Source organism: Facklamia sp. P13064 (assembly GCF_050409425.1).
In the GTDB taxonomy this organism is placed as follows: Bacteria; Bacillota; Bacilli; order Lactobacillales; family Aerococcaceae; genus Facklamia.
This window is the reverse complement of sequence record NZ_JBNUPM010000008.1, coordinates 38,493-64,940: the sequence shown is the minus strand read 5'-3', so window position 1 is coordinate 64,940 and position 26,448 is coordinate 38,493. Positions and strand designations below refer to the sequence as shown.

Annotated in this window: 22 protein-coding genes; 19 read left to right on the top strand and 3 right to left on the bottom strand. The window is 35.5% G+C overall.

Annotation, left to right across the window (positions count from 1 at the left end):
- Positions 1 to 296 precede the first annotated feature (296 nt).
- The 6 genes from ACQV2S_RS04825 (at position 297) to ACQV2S_RS04800 (ending at position 5,616) form a co-directional block, all read left to right on the top strand.
- Positions 297 to 1,151 carry a glutathione S-transferase C-terminal domain-containing protein gene (locus ACQV2S_RS04825; protein WP_428872822.1) on the top strand — a complete coding sequence of 285 codons (855 nt, stop codon included), beginning with the start codon at positions 297 to 299 and terminating at the stop codon, positions 1,149 to 1,151.
- A 111-nt stretch (positions 1,152 to 1,262) separates the two neighbouring features.
- Positions 1,263 to 1,793, top strand: a complete 531-nt coding sequence (locus ACQV2S_RS04820; protein ID WP_428872823.1) for an NADPH-dependent FMN reductase — start codon at positions 1,263 to 1,265, stop codon at positions 1,791 to 1,793.
- A gap of 189 nt (positions 1,794 to 1,982) precedes the next feature.
- Positions 1,983 to 2,186, top strand: a complete 204-nt coding sequence (locus ACQV2S_RS04815; protein WP_258435605.1) for a cold-shock protein — start codon at positions 1,983 to 1,985, stop codon at positions 2,184 to 2,186.
- A gap of 198 nt (positions 2,187 to 2,384) precedes the next feature.
- A complete protein-coding gene (gene nagE, locus ACQV2S_RS04810; RefSeq protein ID WP_428885097.1) occupies positions 2,385 to 3,869 on the top strand; it encodes an N-acetylglucosamine-specific PTS transporter subunit IIBC in 1,485 nt (494 codons plus the stop codon).
- Positions 3,870 to 4,004: 135 nt separating this feature from the next.
- Positions 4,005 to 4,940, top strand: a complete 936-nt coding sequence (locus ACQV2S_RS04805) for an AEC family transporter (protein WP_428872826.1) — start codon at positions 4,005 to 4,007, stop codon at positions 4,938 to 4,940.
- Positions 4,941 to 4,950: 10 nt separating this feature from the next.
- Positions 4,951 to 5,616, top strand: coding sequence for a YggS family pyridoxal phosphate-dependent enzyme (locus ACQV2S_RS04800; protein ID WP_428875756.1), 666 nt, complete (start codon positions 4,951 to 4,953; stop codon positions 5,614 to 5,616).
- Positions 5,617 to 5,681: 65 nt separating this feature from the next.
- Here the strand turns inward: ACQV2S_RS04800 and lepB are convergent, their stop codons facing one another.
- The 3 genes from lepB to ACQV2S_RS04785 all read right to left on the bottom strand — a co-directional run bounded on the left by lepB (position 5,682) and on the right by ACQV2S_RS04785 (position 9,849).
- Entirely contained in the window at positions 5,682 to 6,188 is a 507-nt protein-coding gene (lepB, locus tag ACQV2S_RS04795; RefSeq protein WP_428872828.1) for a signal peptidase I, read from the bottom strand.
- Positions 6,189 to 6,542: 354 nt separating this feature from the next.
- Positions 6,543 to 8,828: a glycogen/starch/alpha-glucan phosphorylase gene (locus tag ACQV2S_RS04790; protein WP_428872830.1), complete on the bottom strand. Its 2,286-nt coding sequence runs from the start codon at positions 8,826 to 8,828 to the stop codon at positions 6,543 to 6,545.
- A 187-nt stretch (positions 8,829 to 9,015) separates the two neighbouring features.
- Positions 9,016 to 9,849 (bottom strand): DUF368 domain-containing protein, encoded by an 834-nt coding sequence (locus tag ACQV2S_RS04785; protein ID WP_428872831.1) that lies wholly within the window; start codon positions 9,847 to 9,849, stop codon positions 9,016 to 9,018.
- 140 nt (positions 9,850 to 9,989) lie between these two features.
- Between ACQV2S_RS04785 and ACQV2S_RS04780 the strand changes: the two genes are divergently transcribed.
- The 13 genes from ACQV2S_RS04780 (at position 9,990) to ACQV2S_RS04720 (ending at position 26,448) form a co-directional block, all read left to right on the top strand.
- Complete coding sequence (locus ACQV2S_RS04780; RefSeq protein WP_428881688.1) at positions 9,990 to 10,241, top strand: hypothetical protein; 252 nt, start codon at positions 9,990 to 9,992, stop codon at positions 10,239 to 10,241.
- Positions 10,228 to 11,508 carry a hypothetical protein gene (locus ACQV2S_RS04775; protein ID WP_428874634.1) on the top strand — a complete coding sequence of 427 codons (1,281 nt, stop codon included), beginning with the start codon at positions 10,228 to 10,230 and terminating at the stop codon, positions 11,506 to 11,508. The genes ACQV2S_RS04780 and ACQV2S_RS04775 overlap by 14 nt, the downstream gene beginning before the upstream one ends.
- 36 nt (positions 11,509 to 11,544) lie before the next feature.
- Positions 11,545 to 11,952 (top strand): cytidine deaminase, encoded by a 408-nt coding sequence (cdd, locus tag ACQV2S_RS04770; RefSeq protein ID WP_428872834.1) that lies wholly within the window; start codon positions 11,545 to 11,547, stop codon positions 11,950 to 11,952.
- 20 nt (positions 11,953 to 11,972) lie between these two features.
- Positions 11,973 to 12,365, top strand: coding sequence for a lactoylglutathione lyase (gloA, locus tag ACQV2S_RS04765; RefSeq protein WP_428874635.1), 393 nt, complete (start codon positions 11,973 to 11,975; stop codon positions 12,363 to 12,365).
- 489 nt (positions 12,366 to 12,854) lie between these two features.
- Positions 12,855 to 14,789 (top strand): 1,4-alpha-glucan branching protein GlgB, encoded by a 1,935-nt coding sequence (gene glgB / locus ACQV2S_RS04760; protein WP_428885096.1) that lies wholly within the window; start codon positions 12,855 to 12,857, stop codon positions 14,787 to 14,789.
- Position 14,790: 1 nt separating this feature from the next.
- Positions 14,791 to 15,927 (top strand): glucose-1-phosphate adenylyltransferase, encoded by a 1,137-nt coding sequence (locus ACQV2S_RS04755; RefSeq protein WP_428872923.1) that lies wholly within the window; start codon positions 14,791 to 14,793, stop codon positions 15,925 to 15,927.
- Complete coding sequence (glgD, locus tag ACQV2S_RS04750; RefSeq protein ID WP_428872924.1) at positions 15,928 to 17,082, top strand: glucose-1-phosphate adenylyltransferase subunit GlgD; 1,155 nt, start codon at positions 15,928 to 15,930, stop codon at positions 17,080 to 17,082.
- 10 nt (positions 17,083 to 17,092) lie between these two features.
- Positions 17,093 to 18,544, top strand: a complete 1,452-nt coding sequence (glgA, locus tag ACQV2S_RS04745; RefSeq protein WP_428885095.1) for a glycogen synthase GlgA — start codon at positions 17,093 to 17,095, stop codon at positions 18,542 to 18,544.
- Positions 18,545 to 18,762: 218 nt separating this feature from the next.
- Positions 18,763 to 20,889, top strand: a complete 2,127-nt coding sequence (locus ACQV2S_RS04740; RefSeq protein WP_428885094.1) for a transglycosylase domain-containing protein — start codon at positions 18,763 to 18,765, stop codon at positions 20,887 to 20,889.
- A gap of 92 nt (positions 20,890 to 20,981) precedes the next feature.
- Positions 20,982 to 21,326 (top strand): YlbF family regulator, encoded by a 345-nt coding sequence (locus ACQV2S_RS04735; protein ID WP_428872927.1) that lies wholly within the window; start codon positions 20,982 to 20,984, stop codon positions 21,324 to 21,326.
- A 96-nt stretch (positions 21,327 to 21,422) separates the two neighbouring features.
- The gene (locus ACQV2S_RS04730; protein ID WP_428885093.1) at positions 21,423 to 22,691 is read left to right on the top strand and encodes a metallophosphoesterase family protein; all 1,269 of its coding nucleotides are present in this window, start codon (positions 21,423 to 21,425) and stop codon (positions 22,689 to 22,691) included.
- Positions 22,681 to 25,500 carry an AAA family ATPase gene (locus ACQV2S_RS04725; protein WP_428872930.1) on the top strand — a complete coding sequence of 940 codons (2,820 nt, stop codon included), beginning with the start codon at positions 22,681 to 22,683 and terminating at the stop codon, positions 25,498 to 25,500. Before ACQV2S_RS04730 ends, ACQV2S_RS04725 begins: the two co-directional genes overlap by 11 nt.
- The gene (locus tag ACQV2S_RS04720) at positions 25,501 to 26,448 is read left to right on the top strand and encodes a 3'-5' exoribonuclease YhaM family protein (RefSeq protein ID WP_428872931.1); all 948 of its coding nucleotides are present in this window, start codon (positions 25,501 to 25,503) and stop codon (positions 26,446 to 26,448) included.

Here is a 26,448-nt window from a genome sequence, read left to right as displayed (position 1 = left end):
AAGCTAATATTATAATTACTCAAGATTATGGCATAATTTCTTTATTATTTTCAAAATATCGCGTGAATTATCATTCTGACAGATTATATATTGAATATAATAGAGACCATCTTTTCTTCAAAAGACATTTAGGACAAAATGTGGAAAGCTGGTAAAAGAATCAAGGGGCCTAGCAAGTATAATCCAATGGATTGTAAAGAATTTATTTATAATCTTGCCAATTTAATTACGAATAGTGAGCATTAAATTCTAAAGAAGAGTAAGAGACTGCTATAATGAGACAAAGGAGTGATTTTATGCCAAAAGTATATAAAGAAGATTTTGCTTATCCAGTAGAAGCAAATCGTTATCGTCTTGCGTTTAGTTTTCCATGTCCTTATGCTCAAAGGGCTGATATTGCTAGAAGATTACTAGGTTTGGATAAAGTAGTTAGTCTAGCTATCGCTAGTCCAATAAAAACTAGTAAAGTATGGGATTTTTCTAATGAAACTGGAGGCAAAGATGCGATTTTAGAAGTTGAATATGTTTCGGAACTTTATAAAAATACTGATCCAGAATATGAGGGTCCTTTTTCTGTACCTGCATTAATTGATATTAAAACTAAGACAGTGGTTAACTCTGAGTCACTAGATATTTTAAGAGACTTTACAACCCGTTTTAAACCTTTTCATGCTGACAATGCTCCAGATCTTTATCCAGAAAATTTGAGATCAGAGATTGATAGTTGGATCCAAAAAATAATTGATGAAGTATTGGGAGGAGCAAATCGTGCGGGATATACTCGCTCTCAAGAAGAATTTGATCAAAATGCAGAGGCTTACTTTAAAGTATTAGCCGAGTTAGATCAACATTTCGCTGAGAATCAGTTTTTATTAGGTGATCAATTGACTGAAGCCGATTTAATATTATATACCCCTTTAATCCGTCATGATTTACTTTATATGCCAATCTATGGCTTATTCCATCATTCATTGCGCGATTACCCTAATTTATGGCGCTATATGAAACAACTTTATCAAATGCCAGCCTTCAAAGCCACTACTAGCTTTAGAGACTATCAAATTGGACAATATTCTGGAAGAACAGGACGTATTTTTTTCCGCAGAGAAGTAGTTCCAATGCTACCAGATCTTTCACATTGGGAGAAATAAAATATAAAAAAATTAACTATTCCTCTTGCTTTTATTCCGAATTCGAGATAAAATACATATGTTCAGTAAATTAACTACTAGAACAAATACATATAAAAAGGATGATTAAATATGACTAAACTAGGTGTAATTGTAGGATCAACTCGGAAAAATTCTTTTTCTAAACAATGGGCAGATAATATTGTGACTTTATACCCTGAGGGAACAGAAGTAGAGTTTTTAGATATTGCAAACTTACCTCTTTATAACCAAGATTTGGATGAAAATTCACCACAAGCCTACACTGATTTCCGTGAAGCAGTGAAACGCCAAGATCTGATTTTATTCGTAACTCCAGAGCATAACCGTACAATCTCAGCAGCATTAAAAAATGCATTAGACGTTGCTTCTCGTCCATGGGGACAATCTGTATGGAATGGCAAACCAGCTTTAATTGCGTCCCATTCAATTTCTGCTATGGGTGGTTCAATAGCCAATAAAGATTTGGTTAAGATTCTTTCATTTTTAAATATGCCAACAGTGGGACAACCTGAGGTTATGTTACCAAGTTCAGCTAATTTATTGAACGATGGTAAAGCTCCTCAAGATACCTTAGACTTCTTACAAACTGCTGTAGATGCACACTTAAATTTATTAAAATAAGTTCGTTTTTCGAATTATAAAGTATGAAGGATAGTAGTGATTGACTAATATGACTAATTACAGTATACTTAATTGAGTAGAGAGTAATAAAATATTTAAAAGCTTAATTCATTATCATAATTAATCCTTTTCTTTATCTTATGTAACATCTGCAAAAAAATCGCGCTCAGCGCAAGGAGGATTTCATTTATGAATAATGGAACAGTAAAATGGTTTAACTCAGAAAAAGGTTTTGGCTTTATTGAACAAGAAAATGGTGAAGATGTATTCGTGCATTTCTCAGCTATTAATAACGAAGGCTTCAAGACTTTAGAAGAGGGCCAAAAAGTAACTTTTGATGTTGAATCAGGAGAACGTGGCTTACAAGCTAGTAATGTGTCAGTTGTAGCATAATCTTAAATATAAACATTCAAACGACAAACTTTTGGTTTGTCGTTTCTTTTTTTTGCTAGATTTTAGAAGAGATCGTTAAAAAAATTAGCCCAACACCTCCTTTTAGTGTTCACACTAAAATGTAAATTTACATTTATGATTGTAAACGCTTCGAAATTGAGGTATATTATATATGATAAATAAAAAGGAGTGAAAAATATGTATCCATATTTACAAAGACTGGGACGTTCATTAATGTTACCAGTTGCGGTACTACCTGTTGCTGCCTTAATGCTAGGGATCGGCTATGCAATTGACTCTCAAGGTGGGAACCAGTTCAGTGCTTTATTGATGACTGCTGGAGATACCATTCTCAGTAATTTAGGCATTCTATTTGCTTTGGGTGTTGCTTTAGGTATGTCTAACGATCGAGATGGGTCAAGTGCCTTATCAGGTTTAGTCGCATTTTTAATGGTTACTACATTACTGAAACCGGATAAATTAACAGATATTGTCAATATTCCTTTAGAAGAATTATCCTATTCTTTTGAAAAAATAGATAATGCTTTTATCGGAATTATATCCGGTCTTACCGCTTCATCACTTTATAATAAATTCTCAAAAACTAGATTACCTGATGCATTTGCTTTCTTCTCTGGGCGTCGAATGGTTCCCATTTTGACTTCAATTGCTATGATTTTTGTTTCAGGATTATTATATTTTATCTGGCCACCTGTTTATGAAGGGCTAGTAGGCTTTGGAGAATGGATTTCAGGGATGGGCTGGTTCGGAGCAGCCTTATATGGTTTCTTCAACCGTCTACTAATTCCTACCGGTTTACACCATGCTTTAAATGCTGTTTTCTGGTTCGATTTAATAGGTATTAATGATATCGGTAATTTCTGGGCATCTGTAGGTGAAAAGGGTGTTACAGGAATGTATCAAGCTGGCTTCTTCCCGGTTATGATGTTTGGTTTACCAGCTGCTGGTTTAGCGATCTATCGTAAGGCTGATCCTCGCTACCGTAAAGAAGTAGGGTCCTTATACTTAGCAGGCGCAGTCACAGCTTTTGTTACAGGTGTTACTGAACCCATTGAATTTTCGTTTATGTTTATAGCCCCAGTTCTTTATTTTGCTCATGCTATTTTATCAATGCTATCTTTAGGATTTGCTGCCTTTATGCAATGGACAGCTGGTTTTGGCTTTTCTGCCGGAGCAATCGACTTTATTTTATCTTCACAAATTCCAATAGCGAACAAGCCCTTTTTGTTAATATTACAAGGCTTAGTTTTCGCCGGTCTATATTATTTGGTCTTCTCTTTCTTAATTGAAAAATTGGATATTGCTTCACCAGGAAGAAAAGGTCCTTTGTCTTTAGACTTTGATGCTGGAAGAGGGCGAAAAGGTTCATTACCTGAAAAGGATTCTAAAGAATTAAAGGATTCAAAAGCCGAAAAAGAATACCAACAAGCTCGCCGCATTCTTGAAGCTTTAGGTGGTAAAGACAATATTGAAAACTTTACCAATTGCGCGACACGACTTCGCTTGAATGTTAAAGACACCTCAGTAATTGACCAAGAAAAAATAAAATCTTCTGGCGCTGCGGGTGTTAAGATCATGGGAGAAAATGCAGCCCACGTAATTATTGGAACGAATGTTCAATTTGTGGCAGATGCTTTACATGATGTTATGGACGAAGAATAATAAGTTAGATATAAATCGAGTAGGAGGCTAGCCATTAGTTGACTAGCCTCCTACTTGATTGGTGGTAACTTCCTTCAGGGGATAAGTTGAGTTATAATAATATCTAGTAAAATGTTATGAAAGATTGAGGGAGATATGGATTTAGCACTCATCATTTTTAAGCAATTAATTATACTGATTTCCATAGCGGTGATTGGGTTTAGTTTAGTTAAAAAAGAACTTCTGACGCAAACGACCATTAGTCAATTGAATACGGTAATTGTTAAATATTTGACCCCTTTGATAATTATCGAAGCTTTTTTTAAGCCGATTCAGCAAGACCTTATGACTCAGTTTTTCTTAGCAATGATTATTTATATTATTTTTCTGTTAATGAGGATCTATGTAGGGCATTGGTATTTTGGGAAAAATGAGGATGGGGTATCCAAGTTTGCAACAGTCTTTGGTAATGTTGGTTTTATTGGTATTCCTCTGACCTTAGCAGTTTTCGAACCTTCCTATGTCATGATTACCACAGGCTTATTTCTAGTTACAAATTTCTTTTCTTGGACACTTGGTTTAAAAATGATTAGAGCCAAAGAAAAAGAACCAAAAATAACATTCTCTGCTCGTCCAATTCTGTTTGCTTTTCTGATAGGAGTAGTCATTCAAGTTTTTAAGATCTCTGTTCCATCGGTTGTATCCGAAGGGATTCATCAATTAAATCAGGTTTATTCCCCGATTGCTATGATTATTCTAGGTGCTTATTTTGAAGACATTGCTACTTTATCTGACTATCTTGATTGGAAATTGTGGAAAATAGCTAGCATAAAGCTTATTATTTGGCCTTTAATTAATTTGATTATGCTATTGTTCATCCCTGGTTTAACCTTTGAAAGTTTTTTTATTTTAGTAATGATACTAGCTGGACCTTCTGCTATGATGACAGCTCTTTTAAGTCAAATTGTAGGTGGTGATTATTTAAGTGGAGCAAAAATTGTTTTACTGACAACAATGTGTTCACTTGTTACCATTCCTTTAATACTCAATTTAGCTACATGGCTTTTTGAAAACTATTATCTATTTTCTTAGGAGGAATCACGTGGATAAAAAATTATTAGCAACCAATTTAGCAAGTGTACTCGAAGACATTTCTACCTATCCGACTCATATGGTGGCGATTACTAAATTTGTGGATGCTGAAACGACGAGAGAGTTATATAATTTAGGCGTTCGAGATATGGGCGAAAATCGCTCGGATAAATTCTTAGCAAAACTAGAAGCTTTGAATGATATTGCATCAGAAATTACTTGGCACTTTGTTGGTCACCTCCAATCTCGTCAAGTGAAATTGATTATTAATCAGATCGATTATTTACATTCACTGGATCGATTATCATTAGCCAAAGAAATTCAAAAAAGAGCAGATCGGACAGTAAAATGCTTTCTACAAGTCAATGTTTCAGGTGAAGAGACGAAAGGCGGATTTGATCCGGATCGTGTCATAGAGGCGGTAGAAGCCATTAAAGACTATAACAAAATTGAAATAGTCGGTTTAATGACGATGGCGCCGATTGATGCCAGCGAAACGGAACTTCATCATTATTTTGCCGAATTAAAAGAATTACAAGTATTAATACTTGGCAAGAATTATCCATGGGCTCCTTGTGGAGAGCTAAGTATGGGGATGTCACGGGACTATCGCATCGCCTTAGAAGAAGGAGCGACTTACATTCGAGTGGGCAGTGCCTTGTATGATCAAAAATAAATATTTTTAAAGAGGAGTTTAAACGATCGTTTAAACTCCTCTTTATTATGATTATTATATTTCGGTTAGAAGGTAGTTAGTTTGTCAAAAGGAAAGAGGATTATTTTAATTTCTGAAAGTAGATTTTTTTCAGGTATTAAACCGATTTTTCTTGAATCTACCGAACTTTTACGATTATCGCCTAAGCAATATAAGTAACCTTCTGGGATCGAATCGACTTTAAGATCCTGTGTTACTTGGTCTGTTAAATAGGGCTCATCAATTTTTTCACCATTGATATAAAGTATATTATCAATATATTCAATGGTATCTCCCGGAAGGCCAATAACTCTCTTAATATATTTTTTCTTTTTTTCCGGAACGTTAAATACTACTATATCAAAACGGTCAATCTTAGTAATTTGACTTCCTATAACGATATCGTTTTGTTCAAAGGTATTCATCATAGAAGCTCCTTCAACTTTATAAACACTGAAGATAAAAAGTCTTAGCATCATTAGGACGATAAAGAGTGAAATAAACCACTTATTATCTCTTACTAAAGACTGGATTGTATTCATTTCAATTCTCATTATATGTCTCCTTACATTCCATAAATCACGAAAACATTTTTTAATAATTATGCAAATAGAACTAAGTTATGAATAAAAAATTTTATAAGAAAAAGATTTAAATAAAGGCAATAGCTTTTCTCCTATTCTTTCTTCATAGCATATTTTGAAACTAATTGTAAAAAATATCCATTCTCTAAAGTTATTTCTGATTTAGTAGGTGTTACATTGAGTAGAATGATATTATCGAGTGTCTTTACCTAATTGAATTATCAAAAGATCAGCGCTAAGAAAGATTTATTTAAATAGTCTTATTCAATTAATTAGATAGGAGAGCTACCGTTTAATAATAGATAAAACACCCTCTCTTTTCATTTATTCATCACCATAAGAGACCGGCAAATGCCAAATGGCATCATTATAGTCTCCAATGGTCCGATCACTTGAGAAGAAGCCAGAATTTGCAATATTAACAACTGATTTTTGATACCAAGTGTCAATATCCTCATAGTCTCTTAGCATCTGTTCCTTAGTTGCAATATAGTCTTCTAAATCAATCAAAGTCATAAAATAATCCTTATGAATTAACTCCTGATGCAGACGGTTTAAACGCTCTTCGTTACCAAAATACAACATACCATGGGAAACAATGAAGTCTACTAGAGGTTTGATCGTTTCTCTTTGATAATATTCATTGGATGAATAACCATTACTTTTATAGAGTTGAATAATTTCCTGACTTTCTTTTCCAAAAATATAGATATTATCTTGGCCAACTTTTTCAAAAATTTCAACATTAGCACCATCTAAGGTACCAATCGTTAGGGCACCGTTTGCCATAAATTTCATATTTCCTGTACCCGAAGCTTCTTTTGAAGCCAAGGAAATTTGTTCAGAAATATCGGCTGCCGGAATAAGATAGGAAGCATTGGTAACATTATAATTTTCAACCATTATTACTTGTAAGTGTGGAGCCACCACCTTATCTAAACTAATCAATTGTGACAAAGTTAAGATAAGATGAATAATATCTTGTGCAATTGTATAGGCGGGTGCAGCTTTTCCTCCAAAAATAACGGTAATAGGTGTTTCAGGAATATTCCCCTTTTTAATATCTAAATATTTATGAATTACCCATAAAGCATTCATCTGTTGTCGTTTATATTCGTGGAATCGTTTGATTTGAATATCAATAATTGAGTGTTCATTAATTGTAATCTTCATTCGGTCTTGCAATCTTTTCTTCAACCGCATCTTGTTATTGTGTTTGATGGCTCTTAGTTTACTTAATGTGCGCTCATCGTCTTTAAAATCTATAAATTGTGAAAGATCAGCATTTCTATGCCAAAGCGTTCCGATTTTAAGGTCTAGATATTCTGAAAGTTCCTTGTTAGCGTCCATTACCCAACGGCGGAAGGTGATGCCATTGGTCATATTGTGGAACTTGTCAGGATAGATCTCATAAAAAGGTTTTAAAGCCGTTGTTTTTAAGATTTCAGTATGTAATTCTGCGACACCGTTGACAGAAAAACCAAAGTGAATGGCTAAATGAGCCATGTGGACATAATTTGAATTATCAATAATCCAAACTTCAGCCTGATCGGGATAGTGTTTTCTAATCACTTGGTCGAGCCGTTGAATAATATTGGCGATTTCTGGCATGATTAATTGAATATCATTGAAAGGCCAAGTTTCTAAGGCTTCGGCTAAAATAGTATGATTTGTAAAAGCAGTAATCTTAGTCACAATTTGATAGGCTTCTTCAAAGTCAATGCCTTCCTTCATTAAAAGGCGCACTAATTCAGGAATTATAAAGCTTGGATGGGTATCATTGATTTGAATAACGGCATAATCAGCTAAATCATGTAAATTGCTACCTTTTTCTTTAGCTTCATGTAGAACAAGTTGCGCTCCATTTGAAACCATAAAATATTGTTGATAAATCCGTAGCAATCTTCCTTCATGGTCTGAATCATCAGGATAGAGGAAGAGTGTAAGGTTTTCTTTAATATTTGTCTTATCAAAATCAATTGAGTCTTCAGAAACAATAGACTCATTGACAGTGTCTAAATCAAATAGACGCAAGCGATTACGATGAGTTTGTTTATAACCTAAAACATCTAAGTCATACAGAGTTGATTTTAGAGTGAAAGAAGCATAGGGGACTTCGAAAGTCAGGTGAGATTTTTTAATCCAGTCTTGACCAGTTAACCATGCATCTGGCACGGTGTGTTGTTGATTATCAAAAAACTCTTGTTTGAATAAACCAAAATGATAATTCAAGCCAATTCCATCACCATTAATCCCCATCTTGGTAATAGAATCGACGAAACAAGCAGCGAGTCTACCGAGGCCGCCGTTTCCTAAGGAAGGTTCTCTTTCAGCATGTTCTATGTCCATTAAGTTCTTTCCGTTAGCGATTAATTCGTTATTAATTTGATTGTAAATACCTAAATTAATTAAATTGTTACTCAATACTTTTCCAATTAAGAATTCTGCAGAAAAGTAATAGAGTTTTCGCTTTTGGTCTTGATCTCGGTAGGGTAATCGGCGAGATTCATCTTTTACCACTTCCATTAATACGGTATATAGTTCTTTATTATCACAATCATAAACTTTTTTTTGAAAGAGGTCTTGAGTATAACGCTCTAGTAAAGTCATAAGTTTCTCCTTTATAGCGATTTATTGAAAAGAATCGTTTTATAACAAAATTCAAATATCCTTTTGTCTTCTTCATTATAAGTGAAAGGGCAATGACCTGCAATTTAATCTACTACTGAATGGGACGAAAAAGGTTCCCATCCATCGATTAAAGCTGATGAATAGGGTGGAGTGTGAATATTTATAATTAATTAATTTTTTTATACTTCTCTTCTAAGCGTGCCATCCACCAACCTAAAGCACTTCCTAATAAGAGCATGAGGCCGCAAATTGCATAGCCACTAAGTTGAAAACTTGTGTATTCGGTTGGAATGATCATAAAGGTAGATGCCAGAACAACACCGAAAATAAAGTGGAAGAACTTTGCATAGTAGCGGTCAAAAATTCTCTCAATTAGTTTAGACAAGAGCAGTATTGTTAATAGACCACCAACTCCAATTGGAATAATTACAGTCAGGTCTAAACTTTTGAACCCATCAGACATTAGCTTGTACATGCCCATGTAAAGAATAAAATTTGAAGGGCTCAATCCCGGAATCAGAACTCCTAATGCAATCAAAGCTCCTGCGATCATCCAAGTAAAGAAGTTTGCTGAAACCTGTCCGCCAAACCATGATTGTCCAAATATAAGCAAACATAAGGCCGCAATAAAAGAAAGAACCATTACAATCAAATCTGACTGATTGCGTCCTTCTTGACTAGCTTCTTTCCACAGTGAAGGAATCATACCCACTATGCATCCTACAAAAAACCACATGACATAAGTTTCATAATTTTCGAGAACATGGCTAACCCCGAAGGATAGGATGACTATGCCAAACAGGGCACCTAAACCGACAGGTATGAAGAAAATGATGTTTTCAACGAAGTCTTTAGTGATATTAGCTAGAAAACGGATAATTCGTTCATATAAACCAAAAATTGCCGCTAAAGCACCACCAGAGACTCCGGGTAAAATAAAGCCTGATCCAATGAACATGCCTTTGACAAAGCGCCAAATCCAATCAATTGTTTTTTTCATAAATTGCCCTCCATAGTTCAATACTTTTTCAGTTTAGCCCTTCTTGGTAAAATTTTCAATGAAAGTTAGCATGATGCTTGAGTAGGTCTTTTGAGGAATCTATTGTATAATAATATTAGTATGATATAGGAGGAAAAGTTATGAACATAGTTTATTTTTCTGATAAATGTCCGAATACGGAGGCTTTTATTAGCCGCTTAGATCAAATGGAAGTGAGCTACAAAGCAGTCAATATAACTGATTCAATGAAGAATTTAAAAGAGTTTCTTAAATTAAGAGATAGTCGTAATGAATTCGATGAAGTTAAAAAAAATGGCAATGTGGGTATTCCTGTTTTATATTCTGAGGATCGATTAATCTATGATTTGGATACAATTAATGAAAAAAAGTAAACAAGTCTTCAAGAGAATAGTTATAAGTATTACCTTCATTATTTTCAGCCTCTTTTTAAGACTGCCGACTAGCCACGCCCAAACGGAGTCTGATTTTTATGACATGTCTATTGAGATAGTAAATGACTTAACAACTGAAGTTAGTGATCAAGAAGATCAACAGTTACGAACCTTAAAAGATTCCTTAACAGAGTTTGATGTGGAGTATAAAGTAGAACAATTGGCTAAGAAATATGATCTAGAACCTAAAAGAACGACCCTCGATTTAGAAGAAAATTACCGTATGGAGTCCTTCCTTTTAAGAGAAGATGCCCCATATGGTATGGAATTAATTGCTATCTATCAAGTCGATCAGTTAGTCTATCTAGCCAGTCAATATTATGGGGCCCTCGAATTTATTGAAGAACAAAATCAATCCATTGAAATAGCTCGTGCTGTTGCCAAAGATTTTCAAATAATGGCCAGTCTGCAAGGGAATATTATGGAAGATGACGGCCTGTTAGTAGAAGTATCGTCTAAAGACAAGCAAGATGACTATCGTTTAGCTTATTTTAGAGAGCAAGCGGTTTTATCAGACTATCTGATCAATGAATTTTTAAAAAGCCAAAAGATTGAGGGCATCAATTCTCAACTAACCCTTGAATTAGCAGAAAAGAAAGAAATTCCTGATCCAACAGATGAAAAGTCAGAGGATTTAGAAGACGATAAGCGTCCTCTAGAAGAGAAATTAAAGGGCATGATACCCGCTTCCTTAGCTGAGTCTGAAATAGTTGCATTTGATGACTATCAAGATAATATTATAAGTCTTGAAGATCAAATTAAGCTTTATCAATCCAGAATCCAGACAGAGATTACGGCTGATAATTTTTCTCGAGAATCTATTATCGAACAATTAGGACAAGCAAGTAAGAGCAAAAAGCAAGATAACTTAGAGTCGGACGAATATTACTTTCTTTCTAAAAATAATTTAGTCTATCTTAACTTTATTTATAGTGAAGAACAATTGTTGCAAGCTAATTTCCATTATTTCGATGAAAATTGTTTTAAAGAAGGTAAAGATTTCCAGTCTCTGCTAACAGATTATGAAAACAATGGTTCTATCACAGTAGCAGAAATTGAAGAAGACCTCGGTTCAGCTGATAGTGCGGCATATTATATGATGACTGGCTTTTCTTATTATTCATGGGTGAGCTTTTCGGATAATATCCGCCAATTAATTGCAAGTATACAACAAGATCAAATTATTAATCTTCAAATTGATGAATAAAATCACTAATTATCACACACAGGAAGAAGGATCAAAGTGGATCAAACAACAATTAATTCTTTGATGGAACAAGCTCGTGAAGCAGTAAAAAGAGCCTATTGCCCATACTCAAATTTTCCCGTTGGAGCAGCATTGTTAACTAAGGACGGTAAAGTTTATACAGGTGTTAATATTGAAAATGTGTCCTTTGGTGCTACTAATTGTGCAGAGCGCTCAGCAATCTTTACGGCTGTATCCGAAGGATACCGTCCAGGTTTTATTGAGGCAATTGCAGTAGCAGGGGATACGGAAGACTTTTTAATGCCTTGCTCAATTTGCCGTCAAGTATTGGTAGAAATGGCAGAGCCTGACACTCCTGTCTATTTAACACGTAAGGACCAATCCATCTATCAAACAACAGTCAGTGAACTTGTACCAATGGCTTTCCAAAGCCTAGATATGTAAAAAATACAGGAGGAATTATAATGACACAAAAATTGTTACATACTTGCTATCGAATTAAAGATAGAAAAGCGAGCTTGACTTTCTATACGGAAGTTTTTGATTTTAAAGTGATGCGTGATCGTCGCTTTCCAGAACATCAGTTCGATTTGCTTTATTTACAAGTTCCTGGATCAGATTTTGAATTAGAGTTAACCTATAACTATGACTCGGAAGGCTATACTATCGGAGATGGATTCTCTCACATGGCTATTGGAGTGGATAATCTTCAAGCGCAACATCAAAAATGTAAGGAAGCTGGTTACGAAACAACAGAGCTCAAAGGACTTCCAGGTCAAAAAGCTTCTTACTTCTTTGTATCTGACCCTGATGGCTATCGACTGGAAGTGATGGATAATAAAAACTTAGCAGTATAAGCTTGTCTATGCCCGTTGCTTATGGTAAGATTTATACATGCGATGAGTCGAATACAATCTGGTAGATTGGAAGCAAGCTGTCTAGAGCTAAGAGCTCAAGCCAGGAAGGCGACAGAGCAAGTTGGAGCTGTGAACTGCAACTTGCAGTATCTTAGGATATTTTGCGATTCGTGAGTACTAGTTACTCACCGACACTCTTATGGAGTGTCCCTTATAAAAGAGCCTTTAACTTTCTGAAATTCAGTCAGTTAGAGGCTTTTTTGTATGAATTTAAAAAACAAGAGTTTTAGAGCTTAAATTTTTAATATTTATAACTAATTAATTTCAATATTAATGAACATATCATTTTGACTTTAAAATGGGCTTTGTCATGGGATTATTCTTTTAAATTAGAGGGCGTTCCGTTACAATATTGGTAATTGAACAAGTTACCCAATTCACTTAATAGTCCGTCTCAAACTTATCAATTATAAGAATGGAAGGTTGCCAATGACATTTTCCTTGGATCGAAGTAGCTTAAACAAAGAAATAGAAAAGTTTTCAACACAATTGCATGACCAAGCCTATCATTTTTTAGGTGCCAAGCAGGTTCAGTCAAATTCAAAAGGTTATCAGTTTAGTGTATGGGCACCCAATGCTTGGCAGGTATATTTACAAGGCGATTTTTCTAATTGGAAAAATCTATGGATGGAAAAACTTGATGGCGGTGTATGGAGTCTATATGTTGAAAACGCTCAAGCAGGACATTGTTATAAATATGGAATGGATCATGGAAATAATCACATTGAATATAAAATTGATCCTTACGCTATGCGATTTGAAACCCCCCCTCAAGATGCATCGATTATCGAAGATCTCACACCATTCCCATGGAATGATCAAAAGTGGCTAAAAGCACGCAAGGCTAAAGATAAATTTGACAGTCCTTTACAAATTTATGAAGTTCATCAGAGTTCATGGCGACAGCATCCCGATGGAAGATCTTATTCTTTTAAAGAGTTAGCTCACAGTTTAGTTCCTTATGTTAAAGAAATGGGTTATAACTACATTGAGTTTATGCCTCTAACTGCCTTTCCTTATGCTCCTTCTTGGGGCTATCAGGTAACCGGCTATTACGCAGTCGCTGGTCAATATGGAAGTAATGAAGATTTTAAATATTTCGTTAATTATGCTCATCAAGAAGGCATTGGTGTCATTCTTGATTGGGTACCTGGTCATTTCAATCAAAATGCGAATGCTTTGGCATATTTTGATGGTCAGGCTTGTTATGAGTATGCAGATCCTCAACGAGCTAAAAATATTAGCTGGGGTAGTTTAAATTTTGACCTTGGAAAATTACAGGTACAATCTTTTCTAATCTCAAATTTAAATTATTGGCTGTCTGAATTTCATTTGGATGGTATTCGAGCAGATGCTATTTCAAATATTCTTTATCTCGATTTTGATCAAGGTCCCTGGACGCCTAATAAATATGGAGGAAATGACAACCTTGAAGGCTATCATTTCTTACGCATAATGAATCAATGGGTTCAAGATTACTATCCTGAGGTTTATATGATTGCTGAAGAAGCCACTTCATCTAGCGGAATAACTTTGGATATTGCTCATGGAGGATTGGGTTTTGATTATAAATGGAATATGGGTTGGATGAATGATGTCTTACGGTTTTTCCAACTTCCTTACAATCAAAGGCCAGCTCAATTACGTCTCATTACTTTTGTTTTTATGTATCAATTTAAAGAACGTTACTTACTTCCTTTCTCTCATGATGAGGTTGTTCATGGGAAAAAATCCTTGCTAGCTAAAATGCCAGGTAGTCGCTATGATCAATTTGCTGATTTGAGACTTTTACATGCCTATATGTTAGCTCAACCTGGTAAAAAACTTCATTTTATGGGTAATGAATTGGGACAATTTATAGAGTGGCGTTATTATGAAGAATTAGATTGGCAAGGACTAAAGCAAGAATATAATAGTGAATATCAAGCGTTTATGCGAACTATCAATAAGATTGGCTTAAATAGGCCAGAATTTTATCAATTGGATCATCATCCAGAAGGAATAACAGTTTTGGATGCGGATGATTTAGAGAGAGGATTGCTAAGTTTTATTCGTTGGTCTAAAAACAAACAATCATACTCTGTGATAATGATTAATTTTTCAAAAAATCATTATTATGATGTGGAATTAGGTGTCCCTGAAAGTGGAGATTTTCTTGTCTATCTTAATAGTCAAGCAGATCAATTTGCAGGTTATCAACAAAATTGGCAAAAGTTTTACCAAGCAAAAAATAAAAGCTGTTGTAAGCAAGATTATTGTTGTTTGATTGAAGTTCCAGCTTTATCCGTTCAATTTATTGAACATATAAATTTGCATCAAGATAGAAAGGAGAAGGATGCTAAGCAGTTAGTATCCAAACGCTAAAATGAAAGATGAAATGATTGCGATGATACTAGCCGGAGGTCAAGGAAGTAGGTTGGGCGTTTTGACCAAGCAGATTGCTAAGCCCGCAGTGCCATTTGGAGGAAGGTATCGTATTATTGACTTTGCTTTAAGTAACTGTGCAAATTCTAACATTCATAAAGTGGGGGTCATTACTCAGTACCAACCTCTAGAATTAAATGGTCATATCGCTAATGGGGAGGCTTGGGGCTTTAATGCTAGCGGTGGTGGCACAACTATTTTACAACCTTATTCATCCACTGATGGAGAAAAGTGGTTTAAAGGGACATCAAATGCTATTTATCAGAACATAACCTATATCGATTCTGTTAATCCAGAATATGTTTTAATTTTATCTGGAGATCATATTTATAAAATGGATTATTCAAAGATGTTAGATTTTCATAAAGAAAAAGGCGCTTCTTTAACAGTTGCTGTGAAACCTGTGCCTATCAAAGAAGCAACACGCTTTGGAATTATGAACACAGATAAAAATGATCGTATCGTTGAATTCGAGGAAAAACCTGATCAGCCACAATCAAATTTGGCTTCAATGGGGATCTACATTTTCAATTGGCAGAAATTACGTAACTATTTAATTGAAGATCAAGATCAAGATAATCAATTAGAAGATTTTGGTAAACACGTTATTCCACTTTATTTAGCCAATGATGAAGCATCTTATGCTTATGCCTTTGACGGTTACTGGAAAGATGTGGGAACTATTTCATCCTTATGGGAAGCAAATATGGAGATTTTGAATCAAGATCACCCACTCTATCACTCCAATCCTGATTGGCGTGTCTACTCGAATAATCCGGTTCTACCTCCGCAAGTAGTGACGGACCATGCGGCGATCTATGATTCCTTTGTTACTGATGGATGTTATGTATCAGGAGAAATTCACCGGTCTATTCTTTCCGAAAACGTAAAGGTGGGGCTGGATTCTCAGATTACCGATTCAGTGATCATGGCTAATGCTAGGATTGGAGCATCTTGTCGAATTGAGTATGCAATTGTTGGCGAGAATGCTCGAATAGCAGATGGAGCAATGGTGATTGGAACAGAAAGAGACATTGCAGTTGTCGGTTTTGGCGATCAGATAGAAAGGAAGAATTAAATGGTTCAGCATAAGACTTGTGCAATTTTAAATTTAACAGAAGACAATCAACCTCTATATCCTTTAACTTATAATCGTCCTATCGCAGCTTTGCCATTTGCGAGTCGTTATCGCATTATTGATTTTATTTTATCTTCTCTTTCTTACGCTCAAGTTCAATCGGTGGCTATGTTTATTGGTGAGTCCGGACGCTCTCTGTATGATCATATCCGCTCAGGAGCCTCATGGAATCTTGATTCACGGATTAGAGGAGGTATTTTCACCTTCTCTCAACAAGACTGGAAGGCGCGTTATCATCGAGAGAACGACCATGAAGACTACTATTATAATCATCGAATCTTCTTAGAAAGATCGAAAGCTAAGTATGTCTTTGTATCTGGATCGAAGATTATCGCTAATTTAAATATTAATGACTTACGTCAATCGCACATTAGAAGTAAGAAAGATGTAACTTTAGTTTATAAAAATGTGATTGCATCGACTATAGGGATGGACCATCCCAACGAACGCATCGTTGCGTTTGATGAAGAAAAAAATATCGTCGATCTATTACCTAACTCAGAAAAACCCGCTCTTGCATCCGTTAGTTCCAGCTTAGATATGTATTTTCTATCTGTAGACATTCTTTTAGCTTTAATTGACCGAGCTGATAGAGAAGAGCAGTATCTTGAAATAGATGATCTTATTCAGTTTTATTTATTGGATTATAGCATTCATCCTTATGAATATACTGGTTATACCGCAAATATTAATACGGTAGAAGCCTACTATCAAGCCAATATGGACATGTTAAACCATTTATCCTTTGCAGCTTTATTCCATACGGATCAGGCTGTTCGTACCAAATCCAAAAATGGAATTCCAACCTATTACCATGAGCGTTCCTATGTGCGAAATGCAATTTTAGCAACTGGAACGACCGTTTACGGTGAAGTAATCGACTCTTTAATTAATCGGCGAGTTCAAATTGGGGAGAATGCTAGTGTGAGAAATTCAATTATTCAACAAGGGGTTGAAATTGGAGAGGGAGCCACAGTAGAGTACGCCATTTTAGATAAAAATGTCGTGGTTAAGCCCGGCACAGTGATTCGTGGACGCCCTGATAAATTAATTGTAAAAGCTAAAAATGAAATTGTGGATGCAAGGGTAGATTAGGAGGATTTAAATGAAAATACTTTATGCCTCAGCTGAAGCGGCTCCTTTCTTTAAAACAGGAGGTCTAGGAGATGTCGCTTCTGCATTGCCAAAAGAGTTAGCGAAGGAACCCGAGCTTGATGTTCGTGTGGTGCTTCCTTTCTATAGTCAAATGGCTAATGAATATGCGCAACAGCTAGAAGAAATTGCACATTTTCGTTTCCAACTGGGGCAACGAAATGTCTACTGTGGAATTAAGCAATTGAAGGACCATGGAGTAACCTATTACTTCATTGATAATTTGGCTTATTTTGATCGCGCTTCTTTATATGGAGAATGGGATGATGGCGAACGCTTTGCCTATTTTTCAACTGCTATCATTGAAATGCTGGAAGTAATTAATTGGATACCAGAAATTATTCATTGCAATGATTGGCAAACGGCTATGATACCCGCTCTTTTAATCGATCGTTATCACTGGAAGGAATCCTTAAAAAACATTCGAAAAGTACTCACTATTCACAATTTACGTTTTCAAGGGATTTATGATGCATCCATGCTTTCGAATGTCTTTGGCACTGGCTTTAATACCTTTACCGACGATGGTTTGAAGTACCACAACAATATGAATTACCTTAAGGGTGGTATTAACTTTGCCGATCGAGTAACAACGGTCAGTCCGACCTACGCTCAAGAAATATTAACTCCAGAATTTGGTGAAGGTTTAGATGCAGTATTAAGGCGAAATGAATGGAAACTTAAAGGAATTATTAATGGAATCGATTTAGAAATCAATAATCCCAAGACAGACAGCTATTTGCCTTATCATTATGATCAATCAGATCTTTCAAACAAAGCTAAAGTAAAAAGCTACCTTCAAAGGCAACTTACTCTTAAACAAGATAATCAGATCCCTTTAATTGGAATCGTCAGCCGGCTGACAGACCAAAAAGGTTTGCAATTAGTTGAGCAAATTATGGATGATTTACTGCAACAAAATGTTCAAATGGTTATTTTAGGTACTGGAGACCAACACTTTGAAGATTCATTTCGCTATTTCGAGCAGAAATACCCTGATCAACTGAGAGCTTGCATTCAATTTGATCTTGGACTGGCTCAGCAAATATATGCTGCCAGCGATATTTTCTTGATGCCATCTGCTTTTGAACCTTGTGGTCTCTCGCAAATGATTGCCATGCGCTATGGCACACTGCCTCTAGTGCATGAGACAGGAGGCTTAAAAGATACTGTCGAAGCTTATAATAAATATACTGGCCAGGGAACCGGTTTTTCATTTAAAGGTTTTAACCGCGACAATTTACTTTTTACCATTAATATGGCCTTAGATATTTATATTAATCAAAAGGAAGTTTGGCAGAAGTTAGTGAAGCAAGCCATGGGTAAAGATTTCTCTTGGACTGCACCTGCTAAAGCATATAAAGCTGTTTATGATGAACTTTTAAATACATCTGTCAATTTATAGAATTTAATTAATTTTCAATTATTAGCCTTCTAAAAATGTTTCATTGAGACATCAGTTAGATGGCTATTTGAATACTTAGGCAAAAGTCATACAATCTTTCATAAATTTTCTTAATCATTTAGTATAATTTAATAAAAAGATTGACCTCGGCCTTTAGTTGGAAGGCGGTCGATATAATTCTGTCTAGGATAGAATTAACAAAGTAGGTGAATGATTAAATGGAGAAATTTAAAATGCAATCGAGTAAACATAAAATATTTCAAGGGATCAAAAATATTTGGCGCTATTACCGAGGATGGAAGTGGTTAGTGTTTATTGCTTTATCACTTACCTTATTCTTAACCTCTTATTTGGTTTTTATTGCGAAAACGACTGATGTTAAACAACTGCAAGATTCCCTGCAAACAAAAACAGAAATCTATGACAAGCAAGATCAATATGTAGGTACACTCTTATCGCAAAAAGGAAGCTATGTGACCTTAGATGAGATATCTCCCTTAATGCAAGAAACAGTTGTTAAAACTGAAGACAAGCGCTTTTATGATCACAATGGATTCGATACAATTGGAATTGGTCGAGCTTTTTTGCGTTTAGTTATTAATCGCAATACTTCTGGTGGGGGAGGCTCCACTTTAACACAGCAATTAGCTAAAAATGCTTTTCTCAGCTTGGATCAAACTTTTCAACGTAAATTAAAAGAATTGTTTCTAGCACTTGAAATTGAGAAAACTTATTCAAAAGATCAAATTCTTGAAATGTATTTAAACAATGCCTACTTTGGTAATGGAGTCTGGGGCATTCAAGATGCGGCTCAAAAATACTTTGGCATTAATGCTTACCAATTAGATCAGAATCAATCAATGGTTCTAACCGGTATCTTAAAAGGTCCTTCCTTATATAATCCAATTGATGATTATCAAGCAGCTATTGACCGACGAAATGTCATTGCTGATCTTTTGGCTGATGAAGGGGTTATCTCATTTTCTAACGCAGAGGATTACAAAGCAATGTCTATACCTCTTTTAGACAATTATGTTCCAGCCAGTTCTGGACATGAATATCCATTTTACTTTGATGCGGTGATCAATGAAGCTATTCGTAAGGTAAACATCCCTGAAGAAGACCTTATGTCCAAGGGCTATCGAATTTATACTAATTTAGATATCAATGCTCAACAAGGTCTTAATAACGCTTATCAAGAGAATGCTTATTTATTTAATGATGGGGCATATGATGCGCCGATTGTTCAAAGCGCAAGTGCGATAGTTGATACTCGTACTGGGGGAATTATGGCAATTTATGGAGGAAGAGGAGAATATGTCTATCGCGGCTTTAACCGTGCTAGCGATATGTATCGTGCTCCTGGATCGACCATTAAGCCCTTAGCAGTTTATTTACCAGCTCTTGAGAATGGATTTAATATGCATTCGATGGTTCCTGATGTTGTTAAGGCTTATGGTAAGGATCAATTTGCTCCAGAAAACTTTAATCGTCAAACGGATCCTAGAGGAGAAGTCCCCTTATACTATGCTTTATCACAAAGTAAAAATACATCCGCTGTTTATTTACTAGATAAATTAGGAATTCAAACCGCAGTCGATAAACTGCATCAATTTGGTATTGAAGTTCCCCAACAAGACCAGCAGTTGACCTTGGCCTTAGGGGCTTTTTCGACAGGAGTAAGCCCTGTGCAATTAGCCTCAGCTTATGCGACTTTTGCTAATAAGGGAATAAGAAATGAATCTTACTTTATTCGACGAATTGAAGATATTTCTGGGAAAGTTGTATATGATAACGAAAAACCTAAACGTCACTTAATCATGACCAAAACGATTGCCGCAGATATGACCAGCATGATGTTAGATACATATGGTGGCAATGGTACTGGATATGGCGCAGGCCCTAATACAGGTTTGATTGCTGGTAAAACAGGAACAACTGAAGTATCAGACGGTTCAACCCAAACGCGAGACCGTTGGATGGTTGGTTATACCCCAGATTTTGCGATAGCGACATGGATTGGTCTGGATGACGTAGAAAGTGCTAATTTGGATGAAATTATGCCAACTGGCATGGGGAGATTATTTAATAGTCAAACTTCTTACATGATGGCATACTCGCCACAAACACCATTTGATGTCAGCTACGCTTCGCAAATGGAAGCAGATACCAATGGTAAAATGGGTGGTGATTGGTTGGAAAATGTTGATTTCAACTTTGACGGAGAACTTTTTTCAACACTTAAAGAGAACGGAAGTAATCTTTGGGAAAAGGTTAAATCTTTTAGTAGTGAAAAAACACAAGAGGTTATCAATTGGATCGAAAACTTAGACCTACCTATTTAAAAAACGCCCAATAAAAATGGGTGCTTTCACCTCAGTTTGATTGAAAAAAAGACTAAAAATTGATACTATTATCATATAGAAATGAGGTTATTATGAACATTAATATTTATGATACAGCTAACACTTTAGAACGCGAATTACGACAGTTGCCAGCTTATTTGAATGTAAAATCGGCACTCGAAGAAATAAAGAAAGATCCTGAAAGCAATCAGTTGTTTGAAGAGTTTCGTCAGGTCTCACAGTCACTTCAGACAATGACTGAACAGCCGAGTGAAGAGAAAATCACAGAAGTTCAAAACTTGTATGCAAAAGTAATGGAAAACCCTTCAATTAAGAAGTTAATGGAAAACGAACAACAACTCGGATTTCTAATGGAAGAAATCAATCAAATTATTACCAAGCCACTACAAGACTTATATCAAGCGCCAACTGAATAAATTTGAATTTGGCAACTGGAAGCCATCGAACAATTATCTTTCGAGGTTCTTTCAGTTGCTTTTATCAACCAATTATTTTGGAGAGAGGAGACCGAGATGCGTTTCATGCATTTTGCTGACCTACATTTAGATAGCCCCTTTGCTGGAATGCAAAAACAATACCCTAGCTTACAAGAAGTTCTAATCCAAGCTCCATATAAGGCATTCCATCGAGGCGTTTCATACGCTATTAAAGAAGATGTAGACGCTGTTGTTATTGTAGGAGATATTTATGATACTCAAAAACAAACAATTTATGCTCAACATGCTTTTTTAAAAGAATTAGAACGACTGAAAGCAGCAGAAATCCCAGTGGTTATTTGTCATGGGAATCATGACTTTCTTAATAACCAACGCTTACTGATGCAATATCCTGAAAATGTTTACGTCTTTAAAGATGAGTCGATTGACCATATCGATATAAAGACAAATGATAATCAAACTTGTCGCTTCTATGGTTTTTCTTATAATAAACGTTGGATTCATGAGTCCAAGGCCCAAGAATTCCCTGCAAAAAACAATGAAACGGACTTTACCGTAGGTTTATATCACGGGGAATTGTTAAGTACGACGCAAAAGGGAAATTATGCTCCTTTTACATTGGAGCAACTAATCTCAAAAAATTATGATTACTGGGCTCTTGGACATATCCATCAGGCAAATACTTTATCCACATTCCCGCTTATTCAATATGCTGGTAGTCCTCAAGGTAGAAATCGCCTGGAGATTGGCGACAAGGGAGCCTATTTAGTCACCTTAGAAGTCGATCAAAAGGTAAAATCTGAATTTATTCATTTAGCTGAAATTGAATGGAGAGATGAAATCATAGAGTGTCAGGAAAACTGGCAAGTTAATGATTTGTTATGGGCGATAGAATCCTTAGTCAATAACTTTAAAGATGAGGTTGATAAGGGCCTACCTTCGAAGATTATTTCTTTAACTTTAAAAAATGCACAACGTTTGCCAATCGATATACAAGAACAAATTGAAAAAGGTGAGGTTGAATCGATACTCACTGAACCCCAGTCGATCGAAAAATTCGCGATTATTGTTAGGGTAAAGCTTGAGCGTCAAATGGTATTAGATGCCTTCGAATATGATAAAACATTAAAAACTAGCTTCCAAGCGGCTTGTCAAGATATGCAAGAAGGTAAAGCATATCATGAAAGTCTAGCAGAATTATTTGACCACCCAATTATTAAGCAAAGGATGTCAGATTTATCATTGGATGAAGAATTGAAGAAGGAATCTATTCGATCAGCACAAGAGTTAATGATTCAAGCAATCGGATTTGAATTTAAGGAGGCGATTGATAGTGAAGATTAGCACCCTTGATATCTATGGATACGGTAAATGGGTTAATCAACGCTTTGATTTAGATGATCAATTACAGTTGATTTTTGGTCAGAACGAAGCTGGGAAATCAACACTCCAATCTTTTATTCGAAGTATTCTTTTCGGATTTCCTTCTAAACATCGACGGGTCAATCAAATTAATCGCTATGAACCCAAACTTAGTGAAGTATATGGGGGCAGAATTCTTTTAAAAGAAACTAGCCATGGAGATATTTGGGTGGAAAGAACTAATAGAGGTCTAACTTTAACAGATACAAAAGGGCATGAGCTTGAACAACTAGTGTTAGATCAAATCTTAAGTGGATTAGATGAAAACCTCTTTGACTCCTTTTATGCCTTTTCACTGCAAAATTTGCAGGAACTGTCAAATGTTGATGCAGAAAAATTGGGTGATTATTTCCTATCAATCGGAACGGTTGGATCAGATAAATTTCTTTCTGTGGCTAAATATTTCGAAAAAGATCTGGGGCAACTTTATAAATTAAAGGGGAAAAATCCTAAACTTAATCAAGCGTTATTGGAATTTGAAGAACTTAGTCAATCCATTGAGAAAATGAAGCAAAATATGGCGAAGTATGATGACCTGTTCGACCAACAGCAAGCTGAAATAGATCAAATTGAAGGTCTTAATCAGTCTATTCATGATTTAGAAGAAAAGCAAAGACAATTGGATCAGTTGATGACAAGGTTTGATATTTATCAAAAAGACCTCGTCGCTCAAAGAGAGTTAGAGCAATTAGTTTTTACTAAAATGGATAAGGATATGCCAGAAAAATTAGAAGAGGCTGTTCGGACCAAAAATGATAGTCAAAAGACTATACAACAAATGCAAGAGCGTATTCACAATTTAAACAATGAAATGAGTACCCTAACCCGTCTAAATTGGGGAAAAAACCACGAAGACCAAAGGAGACAATGGTCAAGTGATACCGCCCATATTAAAAAGGTGGATTTACGTTTAGAACACGTTTTAGAAAGAATTCAAGAACAAACCAATACTATGGCTCGACTGGCTCGTGAAGGACAGTTTTATCCTGAAAAAGTAAAGAAGTCCTCAGAGTTTGACCGTGAAATCGAGCAAGGTTACGAAATTCAAGCGGCCATAGATGATTTTGAAGGACAAAAAGATTCTATTCAAGCAGAGAGAAAAGTTTTCCTAGATCAGCGAAAAGAATTGCAAACCTACTCTGTCACAGTTAGACAGCAGCACGCAAAACTAGAAAGTATGCGTATGAATGAAAGAGCTCAATTACAACAAGCTACAAATATTAGGCATTATCTTATAGGGGCTCTTTCAATCATTTTAGGACTAGCAATGGGTATTTATCATTTACTTAATCAGACAGGGGCGAATTTCCGTTGGATTGCTTTGATTTTAATCGGATTAGGTATACTTTCAACCGCTTATGTCTTCTTTGAGCATCTAAAATATAAAAAGAAATTTCATTCCTCTCCAGCAATTGAGAAAATGGCTGAATTACAAAGAAAAGAGCGCCATTATCAAGATAGAAGTCAAGAACTAGGTCAAGACATCAATCAACGAGAAGCCAATCTTCGATCGGTTGAAGAAAACTTAGTCAGAAAAAGACAAGAGCAGCAACGATGGTTAGTTGCCTTAGGCTTTTATCCAACTGCAGATGCAGAAATTGTTCTTAAATCGAATCCGGTTAAAGAGTACTTTCAAGCTGAAACAATTCGTCAACAATATGAAGAAGAGCGAAATGACCTCAATGTCGAGATTGCCAAATGGCGCAAACAAATCGCTCCACTACTTGAGCGTTTTCCTTTGGGAGATCAAAGTATCAAGGTTCTTATACACCACGTTGAAGAAACTGAAGTTTCAATCGCCCGTCAAGTGGAACGTGGTAAAGCGATGGAGGAACGTATAAGAAATGCTCAAGATATCATTGCTCAAGAGAAAAAACATCTACAAGAGCAGCAAGAAATCATTGAATCAATTTATCAATCAACAAACTCCTTTGACCAAGTTGACTTTAGACAAAAAGTTCAAGCCAATAATCAAATTCAGCAACTCAAAGAAAAACGTCACTTGTATAGTGAGCAGATTAGAGGTTATGAAAATGAGATGTCAGCTATCGAAAGTAAACAGTCATTAATCAATCAATATAATAAGGTTCAAAATGAATTAACGCTTAATAAAAGTCGTGTACAACCTCATCAATATCAGCGTGCAAATATTGAAGTGGCTTTAAATCAGCTTGAGCAAGATGGAAGTTATCAAGTCTTACAACAAAAACTGGAAGATAAGAAAGCAGAAATCATTAAATATGTTCAAGAGTGGAGTAAGAAAAAAATTGCTGTCGATTTAATCTATCAAACATTAAGACAAGGAATGGATAATCCGATTCCTGAAATGAATAAAATGGCTAATGAAATTTTTTCTAAATTAACCTATGGGCGTTATGATCAAATTAAATTGAATAAAACTGGAATCAAAGTTAAACAGTTTTCAGATGTGCTGTTTTCACCTCATGAACTTTCGCAAGGAACCTTGGAGCAATTATATGTCGCTCTACGTTTAGCTTTTATAGTGAATGCCTCTTCAATGGTATCAATGCCTATCATAATCGACGATGCTTTTGTGAACTTCGACGAAATACGTAAAGCAAGCATGTATAAAGTTTTAGAGACCATCAGTCAAAATCATCAAGTTTTATTCTTTACTTTTGATCAAATGGCTGCGGATACATTAGCGATTGATTCGATGATTAACTTAGACGAGCTAATAGAAACGAATTCAACCCAGGAGGAGAGCTAAATGAGTTTATTATATGAGATTAATGAAGGAGACGAATTTGGAATTTATGTTCTTATTAAAGCAGCAGATGTGAGAACCGCTAGAAATGGCAAACCATTTATTGCCTTCCGTTTTCAAGACCGTTCTGGATCTATGGATGGTATGTATTGGTCTGCTACTGAAGAAGAAATTAACAAATTCCAAGTCGGTAAGGTTGTTTTTCTGAGAGCTAATCGGGATACTTATCAAGGAAGTCCTCAAGTAAAAATTAAAGCACTTCGTTTAGCTGAAGAAGGAGAACCCAACGATCCAACACTTTATGTTGAACGAATTTCTATGAAAATTGATGATATAAAAGAACAGATTAATGACGCTTTATTTCTCATTCAAGAACCGAATATTAATCGAATTGTGCGAAAAATTTTGAGTGAACATGAAGAAGCTTTTTACAGCTATCCAGCTGCTAAAAGAAACCATCATGCAATGGCAGGCGGTTTAAGTTATCATACTGTTTCTATGTTGAAAATTGCTAGAGCACTTTTGGCTATCTATCCGCAAATAAATTCTAGCCTACTTATTGGTGGACTGATACTTCACGATATCGGCAAAACAATTGAACTATCTGGAGCTATCTCAACCGAATATACTTTTAAAGGTAAAATGTTAGGTCATATCGTCATTATGTCAGAAATGATTGAACAAGTATGTCAACAAATTGGTATTGATCCTAATAAAGAAGCCGTTGTTTTATTAAAGCACGTTGTACTAGCACATCATGGTAAATTGGAATATGGTAGTCCTGTTCAACCGCGTATTCTTGAAGCAGAAATTCTTCACCATATTGATAATTTAGATGCTACTGTTAATATGATTTTGTCTGTTTTAGATAAGACACAAGAAGGTCAAGAAAGTGCTCAAATTTTCCCATTGGATCGTCGTAGTTTTTATAAACCAAATTTCAGAAAGTAG